This is a genomic window from Paraburkholderia silviterrae (assembly GCF_004353915.1).
Taxonomy (GTDB): domain Bacteria; phylum Pseudomonadota; class Gammaproteobacteria; order Burkholderiales; family Burkholderiaceae; genus Paraburkholderia; species Paraburkholderia silviterrae.
The window spans coordinates 230170-244660 of record NZ_SMRP01000007.1 but is presented as its reverse complement, the minus strand read 5'-3'; the positions used below and the strand labels follow the sequence as shown (position 1 = coordinate 244660).

Sequence of the window (14491 nt, the reverse complement as noted above, 5' to 3'; positions counted from 1 at the left end):
CCGCATGGAGACACTGCGATGGAACTCAAGCAATTGCGCTATTTCGTGGCCGTGGCCGAGGAACTGCACTTCGGGCGCGCGGCGCGGCGGCTGTTCATTTCGCAGCCCGCGCTGAGCTTCGACATCCGCAAGTTCGAAGAGCAACTGGGCGTGCAGTTGCTCGAGCGCACCAACAAGGCCGTCGCGCTCACGAACGCGGGCTTCGTGCTGCTCGAAGAGGCGCGGCGGCTGCTGGAGCAGGCCGAGGAGGTGCGGCGCATCGCGGCGCGCTCGGCGCATGGGCTCGCGGGGCGGCTGCGCATCGGCTTCGTGAACTCGATGCTCTATCGCGGGCTGCCCGAGGCGGTGCGGCGCTTCGAGGCCGAGCACCCCGCCGTGGAGGTCGTGCTGCGCGAGATGAACACCATCGAGCAGGTGCATGCGCTGCAGCGTTTGCAGATCGATCTGGGCTTTGCGCACTGGGGGCGGTTTCCTGCCGAGGTGCACTCCGAGCCGCTATTTTCCGAGCCGTTTCTCTGCTGCCTGCCGGCGGGGCACCGCTTCGCGCGCCGCAGGCGCATCGAGCTCGCCACGCTCGCGCGCGAGCCATTCATCCTGTTTCCGCGCTCGGTCTCGCCGCATTATCACGATCAGATCATCGCGACCTGTGTGGAGGCCGGCTTCAGCCCGCAGATCCGTCACGAGGCGAGGCTTTGGCAGACCGTGGTGACGATGGTGGAGTTCGGCATGGGCATCGCGCTCGTTCCCGCCGCGCTCGGCAACATGAGCGGAGAGCGTGCGGTGTTCAGGCCACTCGCAAGCAATCCTTATGAATCGCAGGTTCTCAAGCTGGTGCGCGCGGGCGAGAAGGACGCCAGCGTGCAGGGGTTCGTGGAGTATCTGGCGCTGCAGGCTCGCGTTAGCCCGTAGTGGGCCGGCGCATCAGCAGGCCTTGCGAAACGCAGCCCGTGCCGCGCGCGACTCAGACACTGACCTGATCGCCGCGCGTGGTGCGCGACGGCCGCGGCAGCGGGCCGCCGTCGGCGAGCACGCGCGTGATGCTCTCGGCGTCGAGCGGCTTGCTGAAACGGAAGCCCTGGGCTTCCACACAGCCGAGTGCGAGCAGAAACTCCTGCTGCGCGAGCGTCTCGACGCCTTCAGCGATGACGGACAAGCCCAGCGCCTTCGCCAGCGTGACGATCGCCTTCACGATCGCACCGGTGTCGCTTTCCTCGACGCAACGCACGAACGCCCGGTCGATCTTGATGCGATCGACCGGCAACGCCCGCAATTGGCTCAGGCTCGAGTAGCCCATGCCGAAATCGTCGACCGACACGCTGATGCCGGCGCAGCGAAATTCGTCAAGGCGGCGCACGGCGATGTCGGGTTGCTGCATCAGCGCGGTTTCGGTGACCTCGAGCTCGAGTGTCGTCGGATCGACGCCCGTCTCGCGCAAGATGGCCTGAAACGTCTCCACTATGTTCGGGCGCTGCAACTGCAGCGGCGACACATTGATCGATATGCGCCCGGGTGCAATACCCATGCGCCGCCAGACGGCCGACTGACGGCAAGCCTCCTGCAGCACCCATTCGCCGAGCTTCGCGACGAATCCCGACTTTTCCGCAAGCGGGACGAACTCCGCTGGCGCGATCTCGCCGTAAATCTCGTCGTACCAGCGCACGAGCGCTTCGACGCCAAGCACCTGGCCATTGCGCATGTCGACCTGTGGCTGGTAATGCAGCCGCAGCATGCCTGCTTCGATCGCTCTTCTCAGACGTGCTGAGAGGATGAGCTTCGCGTCGGCGTCCGCGCGCATCTCGGGCCGATAGCGCTCCCAGCAATTGCGGCCGCGATTCTTGGCCGCGTACATCGCCATGTCCGCGCACGGAATCAGCGTTTGCGCATCGCAGGCATCCATGGGAAACACGCTGACGCCGACGCTCGCGCTGACCACGAGCTCATGCCCGTCGATGAGCACGGGCTTGGCCATCGCCGCGAGCACGGCGTCGGGCAGATCGAAGCGCGCCGTGTCGCCCCGCCTGCCAGGCGCCACGATGATGAACTCGTCGCCGCCATAGCGGCCGACGATGTCGCCCGGGCGGGTGCAGGCCCGCAGGCGCGCGGCGACTTCGACGAGCAACAGATCGCCGACGGAGTGCCCGAGCGCATCGTTGACGGTCTTGAAGGCATCGAGGTCGAGGAAAACGACATGGACGGATTCGCCGTTGCGGCCGGGGGCCGCGAGCAGGGCCTGCAATCTCGTGCTGACCGCCGCACGATTCGCGAGCCCGGTCAGACTGTCGCATTCGCTCAGCTCGCGCATGCGGCGCGAGCGATCGAGCAGCTTCACCGAGACGTCATGCGACGTTTTGGCGAAGAGCAGCGGATAGACAAAGATGATGGGCAGCCAGACCGGCGCGACCCGCATATTCAAGGGATAGAAGGCGATGCCAAAAGTCGCCGTTCCGGCCACCAGACCGGCAGCACTGGCGCCCAGCCCGGCGACGAAAAGCGGCCATCCGCCGATCGCCATGTTGTCGAGCGCAAACATCAGCAGGATCACGACGCTCGCCACGGGCTCGAAATGAACGGCTACGATGAGCCAGCCGCCTAAGACCGAATCGACGAGCATGTTCCAGCGCTCTCTACGGGGCGCGTCGTCAATGGCAGGGCTCACGAGCCAGTAGGCGAGATGCGGCCAGACGAGGCAGACGGCAGGCACGCCGGCGAGGAGCCACGCCGGCGCTTGCTGCAGGTGCAGCAAGGACAGCATGGGGAGCGTGCCCATCGCGTAGCCGAGGGTCCTGAGCACGTAAATGCGCCGCACAAGGCCGATGGTCCAGGCCCTGTCGCCCTGGGCGGACGTGAGCACGGAGTCTCCTCAGTCAAGTCTTATGATTTAACGAGATTAGCCCAGATTTATCCGTCGGTCTAACCCCCGAGGTCTGACGCCGGCGGCCTCCCCCCCGCTAGCCGCAGGTCCCGATCTCCCCGCACGCGGTGCAGAAGTCGCAGCCGTCGCGCCGGATCACCGCGTTTGCGCCGCACGAGCCGCATTTGCGGCCGAGCATGGCGTGGGGCGCCGCGAGCGCCGCGTCGGCGGGCAGGGCGTTGGGGCCGTCCAGCACCCGGTCGCCCGCGCGCGTCGCGGCATCGGCGTCGCCGCTTGGCCTTGTGCCTGCGCGCGCGGCAACTTCGGCGCGCCGCTGTGCGAGCAACCGCGACGGCACCTGGCGCCCCTCGGCATCCAGAAAGCCGCGCCGGTGCAGGATCTGCTGGATCGCATAGGCGATGGCCGCCACCTCGGAGTCGTGCCACAGCGGCGTGCGCTTGCCGTCGAGCCGCTGGGTCTCGCCGTAGCGCACCTGGCCGCGGTCCCACGAGACCTTGCGCAAGTCCTGCAGATTGCGTGCGACGAAGCCGCCGCGCGCAGCAAGGGAGAGCGAGCGCATCGTCGCCGTGATCCATTGCTGCGACTCGTCGCGCTGGCCGATGGGAATGAAGAATTCGATAGGCCGCTCGATCGTCATGGATTCGCCGCCCACCTGGCCCGTCACTTCGAGGAACGAGACGGCCACGTAGAGCGAGACCTTGCCCGTCTGCGTGAGGTATTCGATCTTCTCGATCACGGCGGGCAACTCGCCCTTGGGCCGATGGTCGATCGCCACGCGCAAGGGGTCGAGCAGGGCGTCGCTTTGGGCGTCGTCGAGCGCGTCGCCGGCGGCGGGCAGCGTCTTGAGCACCGCGCCGAGCGTCTCGTTGGGCCGATAGGTCGCGAGACCCTTGAGCCCGCGCCGCCATGCGTCGAGATAGAGGTCCTCGAAGGCGTCGAACGGATAGTCGGCGGGCACGTTCACTGTCTTCGAGATCGAGGTGTCCACGAACGGCTGCACGGCCGCCATCATCGCCACGTGCTCCTGCGCGCTCATCTGCAGCGCGCTCACGAAATACCCGGGCAGCGCATTGACGTCGCCGCCCAGCTCGCGATAGACGCGCCACGCGTGGTCCTCGACCGTGAAGGTCTCGTTGCTGCCGTCGGCCATGCGGCGCGTGCGCTGGTAGGTCCACGAGAACGCGGGCTCGATGCCGTTCGAGGCGTTGTCGGCGAACGCGAGGCTCACGGTGCCCGTGGGCGCGATCGAGAGCAGATGGCTGTTGCGGATGCCGTGCACGCGGATTTCGGCCTGCAGGTCCTCGGGCAGGCGCGAGGCGAAGGTGCCGGCAGCGAGATACGTGCTGGCGTCGAAAAGGGGGAATGCGCCGCGCTCGCGCGCGAGCGCCACCGACGCGCGGTACGCCGCGTCGCGCATCGTGCGGCCCACTCGCGCGCCGAACTCGCAGCCTGCTTCCGAGTTGTAGCGGATGCCGAGCATCACGAGCGTGTCGCCAAGGCCCGTGAAGCCCACGCCGATGCGCCGTTTGGCTGCTGCCTCCGCCTGCTGCTCGGGCAGCGGCCAGAGCGTGACGTCGAGCACGTCGTCGAGAAAGCGCACCTGGGTGGCGGTGCGCGCGGCGAGCTCGTCCCAGTCGAACGCGGGCTGGCCGCCGCGCAACTGCGCGAACGGCTCGCGCACGAAGCGCGTGAGATCGAGCGGGCCGAGATTGCAGCAGCCGTAGGCGGGCAGGGGCTGCTCGCCGCATGGATTGGTCGCGCGGATGCTTTCCAGCGCGCGCAGGTTGTTGTCCTCGTTCATGCGCGAGATGAACACCACGCCCGGCTCGGCCATGTCGTAGGTCGAGCGCATGATGGTGTCCCACAGCGCGCGGGCACGCTTTTCCGCGTAGACCCACAGGCCGTCTTCGCGCTGCTTGAGGTCGCCTGCCGCGCGCAGCGCGGGCGAGGGCTCGGCGCGATGCACGAGCGGCCAGATTTCATCGTTTTCGACGGCGCGCATGAACGCGTCGGTCACCGCCACCGAGACATTGAAGTTGTTCCAGCGTCCCTTCGAATGCTTGGCCTCGATGAACTCGGGCAGGTCGGGGTGATCGCAGTCGAGCACGGCCATCTGCGCACCGCGCCGCGAGCCCGCGCTCTCCACGGTGCGGCACGAGGCGTCGAATACGTCGATGTAGCTGCATGGCCCGGAGGCGCTCGATCCCGTCGATTTGACGTGCGCGCCGCGCGGACGGATCGCCGAAAAGTTGTAGCCGACACCGCCGCCGCGCCGCATGGTCTCGGCGGCCTGCAAGAGCGCGACGTAGATGCCGGGGCGGCCTTCGTCGTCCACGCCCTGGATGCTGTCGCCCACCGGCTGCACGAAGCAGTTGATGAGCGTGGCCTCGATGCCGGCGCCCGCCGCGCTCATGATGCGGCCCGCGCCCAGTGCGCCGTGGCGCAGATTTTCGACGAAGCGCGCCTCCACCTCGGCGCGCAGCGCGGGCGGCTCGGCCTGCGCGACGCCGTGGGCGACGCGGCGATAGATGTCGTCGGCGCTTTGCTCGTCGCCTTTGGCGTACTTTTCGAGCAGCACGTCGAGCGAGAAAGACTGCGCGGGGAACGGGAGCGGGGACGTGTCTTCAGCCATGGCCGGGCCTCTCGGGGCGCCGCGCGCTCGCTAGACGAAAGATGACGGGTGCGAGGGGCGTGGCGGCGGTTGCGGGACGAAGCGCCGCTCGCGCATGAGGTGCGCGGCCGGCGCCATCTTCTGCAACCTTACCGCAGCGGCGGCGGGCGCGCCTGAGAAGCGCGTCGAGCGGAGGAGGAACTCAGTCCGGCTGTGCGGGCGGCAGTGTGGCCGGTCCTGGCAGCGTGGCCGGTCTCAGCAGCGGGGCTGGAGGCGATCCACCGCGGGTGTTTCGGGTGGGCCGCCCGAGCCGCCTGAGCCACGTGGGCAGCATGCCGTCAGGTCGGCTGACTTCAGGCCAGCTTCCCTCGGGACTGCTTCCTTCGGGACGGCTGCCTTCAGGCCGCTTCGCTGAACGGCACGTTGGCGACGAGGTCGCCGAACACTTCCGCTGCGATCATCACCGAGGCATTGAGCGGCGCCGGCCGTTCGGCAGGCTTGAACACGGCGTCGCCGCGGCGGATCTTGCGGCGCGAGACGGCGCAGGTGCCCGAGGTATGCGCCGAGCGTCGGCGCCAGCGCTGTTCGCCGTAGTGGCAGCGGCCGGGTTCGACCCAGCGGATCACGAGCGCTGAATCCGTTTGTTCGAGGATTTCGATGCGTTCACCGTTGGCTCCGTCAAGCGCAACACACGCTTTCTTTCTCATTGTCGGCTCCGTAAGTGGGGTTTGCCCGGACTGTATTCCTGTGCGGCGCCAAGTGCCATTGTGTCGCCGTTGAAACACCATTCCACAAACGACAACAATCCCCCTGCGACACTGTGCGATTAACGAAGAAATGGGGGTTTGCGGGCGCTCAAGGCGCGACAAGCCGGATTTGTGCAACGCAGTGTTGTGCAAAGCGCGACACGAAAATCGGCCTGGAGGGGTGGGGTTGGAACGCCGCGAGTCGGCGCGAATCAGATGGAAAGCGGCCTGAGGTGGCGGCTGGAGATTCGCGTTTTCGGTGCGCCGCCCGTATGCTGGCGGCCTGGCGACTCGTCCAGGGCTGGCTTTGCGCCATGCCGGCACGCCTCGCGTCCGGATGCCCTGAGGTTCGGATACCGGGAGGCCCGGATACCGGCGTCTGCTTGCGGCGGGACCAGGTTTGCTGCGCCGCACGAGCCGTTTTGTCGAATTTTCACGAGGTTACATGATTCATCGCCCGCCTGCTCCCAACTCCGCAAACGAGCAAAAAAACCAGCGCATCGCCTCCGCCGCGCTGTTTGCCGCGCTCGTTCTGCTCGCGCTGTGGGTCGTGCGCGAGTTCCTGCCTGCCGTGGCGTGGGCGTGCGTGATCGCCATCGTCCTGTGGCCGGCCTATCAGGCCATCGAGCGCCACCGCTGGTTCAAGTGCCGCACCACGTGGATCGCCACGCTGCTCACGGTGGCCATCGCGCTGCTCGTCGTGCTGCCGATCACGGTCACCGCGATCCAGGCGGGCGGCGAGGCTCACGAGCTCTATCTGTGGGTGCGTTCGGCCCAGGAGAACGGCGTGCCGGTGCCCGATTTCGTCGCGCAGCTGCCGGTGGGCAGCCACACGCTGAGCGCCTGGTGGCAGACCAATCTCGCGCCGCCGCTCAAGGCCTCGCCCGCCATGAAGGGCCTGCACAGCGACGCCCTCGTGACGTTCGGGCGGCATTTCGGCGCGCGCGCCTTGCATGCGTCGGTGACCTTCGGCTTCATGCTCGTCACGCTGTTCGTGATCTTGCAGGCGGGACCGAGGCTCTCCGGCACCGTGATGCGCGGCGCGCGCCGCGCGTTCGGCGCGGATGGCGCGCAGCTGCTGCAGCGCATGGCCTCCGCGGTGCGCGCGACGGTGACGGGCCTCGTGGTCGTCGGGCTGGGCGAGGGCGTGCTGCTCGGCATCGGCTACATGCTCACCGGCGTGCCGCATGCGGCGCTGCTCGGCACCGTCACCGCCATCGCGGCGATGCTGCCGTTCTGCGCGCCCGTCGTGTTCTGCGGCGCTGCGCTGTGGCTCGTCGTGCAAGGCTCCGTCATCGGGGCCGTCGCGCTCGCGGTGGTCGGCTTCGTGGTGGTGTTCGTCGCCGAGCACTTCGTGCGGCCCGTGCTGATCGGCAACTCGACGCGCCTGCCCTTCCTGCTCGTGCTGTTCGGCATCCTCGGCGGCGCGGCGACCTTCGGGCTGATCGGCATCTTCATCGGCCCGGCGCTCATGACCGTGCTGATGGTGCTGTGGGTGAACTGGGCGGAGTGACGCCGGCGCTTTCGGCCTGCGGGCTTGAGTCCGCGGGGACGCCGCGCTTCGTGGACGTCGTGCGGCTTTCATGGGCAGCGCCCGGCTTTCACGGACGCTGCGCAGCTCTTAGTGCACGCAGGCGAGCGTGTATTTGAGCGCGGCGGGCAGCAGCTCGCGCCAGACGGGCCAGACGTGGCCGCCGTCGACGATGCGCAGCGCCGCGGGGTTGCCCGCCTCGCGCAGGCGCGTATAGAGCAGCGACGATTCGGCCTGGATCACGAGGTCGTCGTCGCCCGAGGCGATGAAGATGGGCACGCGCCAGGGCCGTCCGAAATAGCCGCTCCACAGCGCCGGGTAGTTGAGCGCGCGCCAGACGTGCGGGTCGAACTGGTGTTCGCCGAACACGCCCACGCGCCGCGCCGACGAGGCCAGCGGCGGGTCGCCCGAGTAGATTGCCGGCGAGAGCAGGAAGGTGCCGCAGAACATCTCGGGGTGCTCCAGCGTGTAGCGCAGCGCGCCGAATCCGCCCATGGAGACGCCGCCGACAGCGCGCGCGCCGCGCTCGTCCTCGACGGCGAAGTGCGATTCGACCTCCGGTATGAGGTCGGCGAAGAAGGCCGTTTCCATCTTTTCCTTGCGGTCGACGTACCAGGCGGTGCCGCCTTGCGGCATCACGATCACGACCGGGGGAATCTCGCGGCGGGCGATCAGCGTATCGACGGTGCTCTGCAGGTCGCCTTGCGTGACCCAGTCCAGCGCATCGCCATTGTTGCCGTGCAGGAGATAGAGCACCGGATAGCGCGCCGCGTCGCTGCGATAGCCAGTGGGCAGATAGACCGCGTATGGCCAGTCGCGGCCGAGCGCTGTTGCGTGGAAGCTGTGCAGCGCGACCGTGCTGGCCGCGGCGGGGGCGGCGAACGTGAAGAGCGTGGTGAATGTCGCGAGGGCCGCGAGCAGCGCGGTGCGCCCGATTTTCATCAGCCTGTTGAGCCTGTTGCGCCTGTTGTGCCGAAAGAGGCTGCTGAAGCCCGTGATCGCCGTGAGACGAGCCGCGGCACGCGCCGCGCGAGGCGAAGCGAAGTGCGGGCCGAACAGCGCGGTGCGGGGGTGTCTGCGCATGGCAGGAGAGCCGGTCAGTAAGGCGCGTCAGCGGCGCGGGGTCATCATGCTAGCAGTGGCCCGTGCGCGCCGGAAGCAGCACGGCGAGCGGCGCGGGCACAAGTCCGGAAGAATACGCGCGCCGGGGCCGCGGGGTTTCGTCCGTGGCGCCGGCGTGGCTGCGCCGCGGACGAACCTTTGCGTTGCCGCCGGCCCGATCCGCTCAGGCCGACACCTTCGCGCGCGATGGCAACAGACGCTTGAGCGGATCGGATGCGCGCGCAACCAGAAGCAGCGCGGTGAGCGCGAAGGCGTCGGCGGCGAGGCCGAGCGGCACGTTCAAATAGCCGTCGGTGTACCAGTAGAGCAGCGAGTCGACCGTCAGCGAGATGACCGCGCCGGCCACGAACGAGAGCAGCCCCTTGCGGCCCACGAGCCCCACCCATGGCAGGGCGGCGGCGAGCTTCTTCGCCCAGCCGAGCCGGATCACATGCGCGGTGAGCCAGGCCACGCCGAAGAAGTTGATCGCGCGGAACCAGGCGAGATTGCGCTTGAACTCGCCATCGAGTGCGGTGCTGCCCAGATGCAGGCGGTAGATGGCGGCCCCCGCGATTACGGCGAGCGCGAGCGCCGTCACGAAGGTGCCGAGCTTGCGCTGCGCGGTGACGCGCTGGAATACCGGCTGCGTCTGTGCGATCACGCCGGCCACGAACAACAATTGCCAGGCGAACGGATTGAAGTCCCAGTTGACGTCGGCCACGTGCGGCAGCCACGGCGTGAGGGGCGGGGCGATGCCCCACAGCGCGAGGCTGATCGCGGCCAGCAGCCACGGCCGCGTGCGCGCGAGCGGCAAGGCGAGCGGCGCGGCCAGCGCGAAGCACGCGTACATCGGCAGCACGCCTGCGAGATACGGCTGGCGGCGCAGCAGCACGATGTCGCGCAGCGCCGCGGCGGGGGCGAGTGTGAGGTCGTCGAGGTCGGTGGTGGCGAGGTTCGGCGCGTCGACGTTGCAGGCAACCAGGACCGCCGTCACGAGCAGCATGAGCAGCGCGGTGACCACGAATGCGCGATAGATCTCGAACGCACGCTTGATGAAGCGCTGACGCGCGGCGGCCTCGGTGCGGCGCGCGCAGAGCGCGGCCCAGGCGGTGGCCGTGGCGAAGCCGCCGAGGAACACGAACACTTCGGCGGCATCGCACAGCGCATAGGCGTGCAACGTGACGCGCGAAACGATGCTGCCGCCGATGTGGTCGACGACGATGATCAGCAGGACAAGGCCACGAAAGAAGTCGAGTTCGACGAGACGATTGGATGACTGTGACATGGCTCCGGCGTCAACCGGACGCGGCGCGCCGAGCGGGCCGGAAACGGCCGGGTGGCGCGCACGGCCGCACTGGCGCGTGCAAAAAAGGTCGCTGCGGCGGCACGTTGCCGGAGCGCAAAGCTCGACGACGGCAACTGCCTCGGCTTGCCACTCGGGCAGCCGTTGCGCAGCAACGGTTCAAGCCCATGTGACGCAAGCGCCGGGGCCGCGATAGCGCCGCTTCCTGCACAAGGCCGGAGCGGCAAGTGGCGTCAAAAGCCCGGTAAAAAGCGGCGAGGATAGCGGCGGCCCAGGAGTGACCTGCATTGGCGCGCCAAGGTTCCCACGGGCCGGGTCTTACGCTTGACGGCCGCAATACTACATTAATTTCAAAGAGCTTTCAGTGGGCGCCGCGACTTAAGTTCTGGTTCAGCGCGCCGATATGTCAAAAAATGAGGGTGGGATCCAGTGCTGCTTCGGCTCTGTTTCAGGCCGCGCAGGCTGGAAGAAGCGTCATCTTTTTAAGATTTGTATCAGAGTGTTGTTGCCTGCCTGATATATGTGAAATGCGCTTTACAATGCCAGACTGTTTTCAAGATAGAAGCGGAATTGCCGCCTCGAATTTTGCGCGACGGTGGCCGATTTTGTCGGGCAAAGCGTGCATTTTGAATGCAGATGGAAGTAGGCCTGACGCGCGTGTTTGGGCCGGCGAGTGGGGCGGGAGCGCGATTTGACGCTGCAGACCTGGCCGCGCCGCCCGTGCGGCGTCCTGCTGCGATGGACGGATTTGCATGGGATCGGAGTAGGCGTTGGAGCGCTAACTCTGGTCGACCGCGAAGCATGGGATCGGAGTAAGAGCTCTGCACCAACTCCGATCGACCGCGAAGCATGGGATAGGAGTAAGCGCTGAAGCGCTAACTCCTATCGACAGGAGATTAACAATCATGTTTGAGGATCGTTCAGGTCCGCGCGCCAACGGCCTGTTGACGCGCCGCTTGTGGCAGCGCCTCGCAGGCCTCGGCCTGGCCGCGTTGCTGGGCGCTTGCGCAAACGTTGGCCAGCAGCAGCCGTCGCCTTCGCAGCCGCAGCCCGACCCGTCGGCGGCGGTGAGCCCGGCCTCGGGTGCCGCCGCATCGGCAACGGCAACCGCTGCTGCGGCGAGCCAGCAACAGGCGGCCAGCGCACCGGTCACGCGCGTCGTCACGAAAACCACCTGGGTGCGCGTGCGCCGCGGCGATTCGCTGTTGGGAATTGCGGCGAGCCACAAGGTTTCGGTCAAGGAACTGGCGGCATGGAACGGCATCAAGCCCACCAGCCATGTGCGGGCCGGCCAGTCGCTCAAGCTCGTCTCGAAGCAGACGATCACGGTGCAAGCCGCCGCGCCTGTTCAGTCCGGCGGCGCGAATGTCTCAGCGGATACGGCGACGAGCACCGCGGCGAGTCCCGCAACGAACACCGCGGAAGGCCGCCAGGTCGCGGCCGAGGTCAAGCGCCATGCGCGCAGCGTGGCGCTGGTCTGGCCGGCGCAGGGCCGGGTCGTGGAGCCGTTCGAGCCGGGCACGACGCGCGGCATCGAGATCGCGGGCAAGGCCGGCGACCCCGTGATCGCCGCCGCCGACGGCAAGGTCATGTACGCGGGCACGGGCCTGAACGAGTACGGCAGCCTGATCATCGTCCAGCACAACAAGGACTTCCTGACCGCGTACTCGCACAACCGGCGCCTGCTTGTGAAGACGGGCGACGTGGTCCACCAGGGCCAGCAGATCGCGGAGATGGGCAGCGAGAACAACGACCGCGTGGCCGTGCTGTTCGAGGTGCGCCGCGACGGCAAGCCGGTCGATCCGATGCCGTATTTGCCGTCGTCGCCGCAGGGTTGAGCGTTGGCGCTTCGACGCGATACGAAAGCACTAGCATCTCGCAATTGATAACGCTGCCCCGGATTCTCCGGCGCAGCGTTTTTTCCGCTGTGTGATGCTCTAGCGTGCTTTTCTAGTGCCCGAGCGCCGCGCTCAGGCCGAGTTCATCTGCAACCTGCTTCAACCGCTTGTCGCGCGTCCAGATTGTGACGCCGGGAAGCAGGCGCGCTGACGCGAGCAGCGACGTGTCGACGTAGCCAATTCCGCGATTGAATAATCGCTCGCGCTCGATCAAATAAAACGTCTCCTCCGGCGTTGCAACGGGCACGCTCGGCAGGTCGAGTAATGCACTGAGCACTACGCTGCGATCGCGCAGGCTACCTAGCGAAATCTCTCCTATCACATAGGGGTGCGTTGCCACACGCTCCTCAGTGAGCAGATTGACCAACACAAGATCCGATGCGGCGAGATGGTCAATCCAGATCGATGTGTCGACAAGAATCATTCGACATCCTGGCGGCGACGCGGTGCCGCCTCAATGCCCGGTTGACTCCCTCCGAGATTTGCGAGTCGCTTCGCGGCTTCGCGTTGAATCAGCGCCTTGAGCGCTTCGCGCACAAGCACCGTTTTCTCTTCCAGACCCGTATAGGCCTGTGCCTTGGCGATCAGATCATCGTCCAGCGAGATTGTGGTCCGCATAGCGCCTCCCGATAGCTAGTGCACAAAATATAGCATCATATGATGACGTTGTTTGTGCCTGTCAATGCCGTGTCGAGAAAAAGGCCGCCCTGGCGCTGAAATGCGCCGGGGCGGCCTCGTACTGGCCGATGCCGTCTGCGGTGACCTTGCCTTAAAACGCATCCCCCGGCACCCGCACCGCGCCTTCCATCAGCACGCGCGCGCTACGGCTCATGATGGCCTTCGTGACCGTCCATTCACCGCCTTCCCGACGCGCCTCGGCGCCTACGCGCAGCGTGCCCGACGGATGCCCGAAACGCACCGCATTGCGCTCGCCGCCGCCCGCCGCGAGATTCACGAGCGTGCCCGGAATGGCCGCTGCCGTGCCGATCGCCACGGCCGCCGTGCCCATCATGGCGTGATGGAGCTTGCCCATCGACATCGCGCGCACCAGCAGATCGACGTCGCCGGCTTCCACGCGCTTGCCGCTCGACGCCGTATAGCCCACAGGTTTCGCAACAAAGGCGATCTTCGGCGTGTGCTGGCGCGTGGCGATCTCGTCGAGGTTCTTGATGAGACCCATGCGCAGCGCGCCGTATGCCCGGATGGTCTCGAACTTCTTGAGCGCCTCGGCGTCGCTGTTGATCGCGTCTTGCAGTTCCGTGCCGGTGTAGCCAATGGCCTCGGCGTTCACGAAGATCGTCGGGATGCCCGCGTTGATCATCGTGGCCTTCAGCTTGCCGACACCCGGCACTTCGAGGTCGTCGACGAGATTGCCGGTGGGGAACATCGCGCCGCCCGCACCTTCTTCTTCGGCGGCGGGGTCGAGGAACTCGAGCTGCACTTCGGCGGCGGGGAAGGTCACGCCGTCCAGTTCGAAGTCGCCGGTTTCCTGCACCTGGCCGTTCGTGATGGGCACGTGCGCGACGATGGTCTTGCCGATGTTGGCCTGCCAGATGCGCACGGTGAGCACGCCGTTCTCGGGAATGCGGCTCGGGTCGATGAGGCCGCCGCTGATCGCGAACGGTCCCACGGCGGCGGAGAGATTGCCGCAGTTGCCGCTCCAGTCGACGAAGGCCTTGTCGATGGCGACCTGGCCGAACAGATAGTCGACGTCATGATCGGGCCGGCTGCTCTTCGCCACGATCACGGTCTTGCTGGTGCTGGAGGTGGCGCCGCCCATGCCGTCGATCTGCTTGCCGTACGGGTCGGGGCTGCCGATCACGCGCATGAGCAGCTTGTCGCGCGCAACGCCTGGCTGTTGCGCGGCTTCGGGCAGATCCTGCAGGCGGAAGAACACGCCTTTGCTGGTGCCCCCGCGCAGGTAGGTGGCGGGGATTTTGATCTGGGGTTTATGACTCATGGGAATCCCGTGTCGATGATGTCAGCGATCTCCCCTCTCCCTTGAGGGAGAGGGGCAGGGGGAGAGGGGGAAGAGTGGGAAGGAGGCGGCGCCTTTCGCGAGTTCTCCAAGGATCACCTCGAGCACCACTTCGACGTTCAGCAATATCTCGTCGTTCCAGAAGCGCAGTACGGTGAAGCCCCGGTTCCGCAACCAGGCATCGCGCGCCGCGTCGTCGGGGTTGCCGTTGTGCTGCCCGCCATCGGCCTCGATGACCAGACGCGCACCGAAATGCACGAAGTCCACGATATAGGGGCCGACGGGCTGTTGCCTGCGGAATTTCTGGCCGCACAGCCGATGCGCACGGAGGTGGCGCCACAGCAGCTGCTCCGCGTCCGTCATGTTTTTACGCAGAATCCTGGCGAACTGGGTTTGATGCGGTGCCGCTACCATCCTCCACCTCCTGTCCCCTCTCCCCAACCCCTCTCCC

At 66.9% G+C, this 14491-nt stretch carries 12 protein-coding genes; 3 read left to right on the top strand and 9 right to left on the bottom strand.

Translation table 11 applies throughout. The features are described 5' to 3' along the window. Nucleotides 1-18 precede the first annotated feature (18 nt). Nucleotides 19-909, top strand: coding sequence for a LysR family transcriptional regulator (locus tag EYW47_RS17010; protein ID WP_133195995.1), 891 nt, complete (start codon nt 19-21; stop codon nt 907-909). A 52-nt stretch (nt 910-961) separates the two neighbouring features. Here the strand turns inward: EYW47_RS17010 and EYW47_RS17005 are convergent, their stop codons facing one another. From EYW47_RS17005 to EYW47_RS16995, 3 genes are all read right to left on the bottom strand, one after another. Next, complete coding sequence (locus tag EYW47_RS17005; protein WP_133195994.1) at nt 962-2851, bottom strand: putative bifunctional diguanylate cyclase/phosphodiesterase; 1890 nt, start codon at nt 2849-2851, stop codon at nt 962-964. Nucleotides 2852-2948: 97 nt separating this feature from the next. Next, a complete protein-coding gene (locus EYW47_RS17000; RefSeq protein WP_133195993.1) occupies nt 2949-5504 on the bottom strand; it encodes an adenosylcobalamin-dependent ribonucleoside-diphosphate reductase in 2556 nt (851 codons plus the stop codon). Nucleotides 5505-5881: 377 nt separating this feature from the next. After that, nucleotides 5882-6190 (bottom strand): DUF3331 domain-containing protein, encoded by a 309-nt coding sequence (locus EYW47_RS16995; protein ID WP_133195992.1) that lies wholly within the window; start codon nt 6188-6190, stop codon nt 5882-5884. A gap of 484 nt (nt 6191-6674) precedes the next feature. On the opposite strand from EYW47_RS16995, the gene EYW47_RS16990 reads away from it, so the two are divergent. Beyond that, a complete protein-coding gene (locus tag EYW47_RS16990; RefSeq protein ID WP_133195991.1) occupies nt 6675-7742 on the top strand; it encodes an AI-2E family transporter in 1068 nt (355 codons plus the stop codon). Nucleotides 7743-7850: 108 nt separating this feature from the next. Here the strand turns inward: EYW47_RS16990 and EYW47_RS16985 are convergent, their stop codons facing one another. After that, complete coding sequence (locus EYW47_RS16985; RefSeq protein ID WP_133196077.1) at nt 7851-8702, bottom strand: alpha/beta hydrolase; 852 nt, start codon at nt 8700-8702, stop codon at nt 7851-7853. 343 nt (nt 8703-9045) lie between these two features. Beyond that, nucleotides 9046-10146 (bottom strand): OpgC domain-containing protein, encoded by a 1101-nt coding sequence (locus EYW47_RS16980; RefSeq protein WP_133195990.1) that lies wholly within the window; start codon nt 10144-10146, stop codon nt 9046-9048. 923 nt (nt 10147-11069) lie between these two features. Between EYW47_RS16980 and EYW47_RS16975 the strand changes: the two genes are divergently transcribed. Beyond that, a complete protein-coding gene (locus EYW47_RS16975) occupies nt 11070-12002 on the top strand; it encodes a peptidoglycan DD-metalloendopeptidase family protein (protein ID WP_133195989.1) in 933 nt (310 codons plus the stop codon). Nucleotides 12003-12114: 112 nt separating this feature from the next. On the opposite strand, the gene EYW47_RS16970 is transcribed toward EYW47_RS16975, so the two are convergent. The 4 genes from EYW47_RS16970 to EYW47_RS16955 all read right to left on the bottom strand — a co-directional run bounded on the left by EYW47_RS16970 (nt 12115) and on the right by EYW47_RS16955 (nt 14454). Further along, complete coding sequence (locus EYW47_RS16970; RefSeq protein ID WP_133195988.1) at nt 12115-12486, bottom strand: type II toxin-antitoxin system VapC family toxin; 372 nt, start codon at nt 12484-12486, stop codon at nt 12115-12117. Next, nucleotides 12483-12680, bottom strand: coding sequence for a type II toxin-antitoxin system VapB family antitoxin (locus EYW47_RS16965; protein WP_133195987.1), 198 nt, complete (start codon nt 12678-12680; stop codon nt 12483-12485). Before EYW47_RS16965 ends, EYW47_RS16970 begins: the two co-directional genes overlap by 4 nt. 151 nt (nt 12681-12831) lie before the next feature. Next, on the bottom strand, nt 12832-14022 hold the full coding sequence (gene prpF / locus EYW47_RS16960; protein WP_133195986.1) for a 2-methylaconitate cis-trans isomerase PrpF: 1191 nt from the start codon (nt 14020-14022) through the stop codon (nt 12832-12834). A 21-nt stretch (nt 14023-14043) separates the two neighbouring features. Then, the gene (locus tag EYW47_RS16955) at nt 14044-14454 is read right to left on the bottom strand and encodes an endonuclease domain-containing protein (protein ID WP_133195985.1); all 411 of its coding nucleotides are present in this window, start codon (nt 14452-14454) and stop codon (nt 14044-14046) included. Nucleotides 14455-14491 lie beyond the last annotated feature (37 nt).

Excerpts from the sequence above, each read along its gene's own strand:
- EYW47_RS16980 (WP_133195990.1), bottom strand. The coding sequence starts at position 10,146 with ATGTCACAGTCATCCAATCGTCTCGTCGAACTCGACTTCTTTCGTGGC.
- EYW47_RS16970 (WP_133195988.1), bottom strand. The coding sequence starts at position 12,486 with ATGATTCTTGTCGACACATCGATCTGGATTGACCATCTCGCCGCATCG.
- EYW47_RS16975 (WP_133195989.1), top strand. The coding sequence starts at position 11,070 with ATGTTTGAGGATCGTTCAGGTCCGCGCGCCAACGGCCTGTTGACGCGC.
- EYW47_RS16955 (WP_133195985.1), bottom strand. The coding sequence starts at position 14,454 with ATGGTAGCGGCACCGCATCAAACCCAGTTCGCCAGGATTCTGCGTAAA.
- EYW47_RS16985 (WP_133196077.1), bottom strand. The coding sequence starts at position 8,702 with ATGAAAATCGGGCGCACCGCGCTGCTCGCGGCCCTCGCGACATTCACC.
- EYW47_RS17010 (WP_133195995.1), top strand. The coding sequence starts at position 19 with ATGGAACTCAAGCAATTGCGCTATTTCGTGGCCGTGGCCGAGGAACTG.
- EYW47_RS17000 (WP_133195993.1), bottom strand. The coding sequence starts at position 5,504 with ATGGCTGAAGACACGTCCCCGCTCCCGTTCCCCGCGCAGTCTTTCTCG.
- prpF (WP_133195986.1), bottom strand. The coding sequence starts at position 14,022 with ATGAGTCATAAACCCCAGATCAAAATCCCCGCCACCTACCTGCGCGGG.
- EYW47_RS16995 (WP_133195992.1), bottom strand. The coding sequence starts at position 6,190 with ATGAGAAAGAAAGCGTGTGTTGCGCTTGACGGAGCCAACGGTGAACGC.
- EYW47_RS16965 (WP_133195987.1), bottom strand. The coding sequence starts at position 12,680 with ATGCGGACCACAATCTCGCTGGACGATGATCTGATCGCCAAGGCACAG.
- EYW47_RS16990 (WP_133195991.1), top strand. The coding sequence starts at position 6,675 with ATGATTCATCGCCCGCCTGCTCCCAACTCCGCAAACGAGCAAAAAAAC.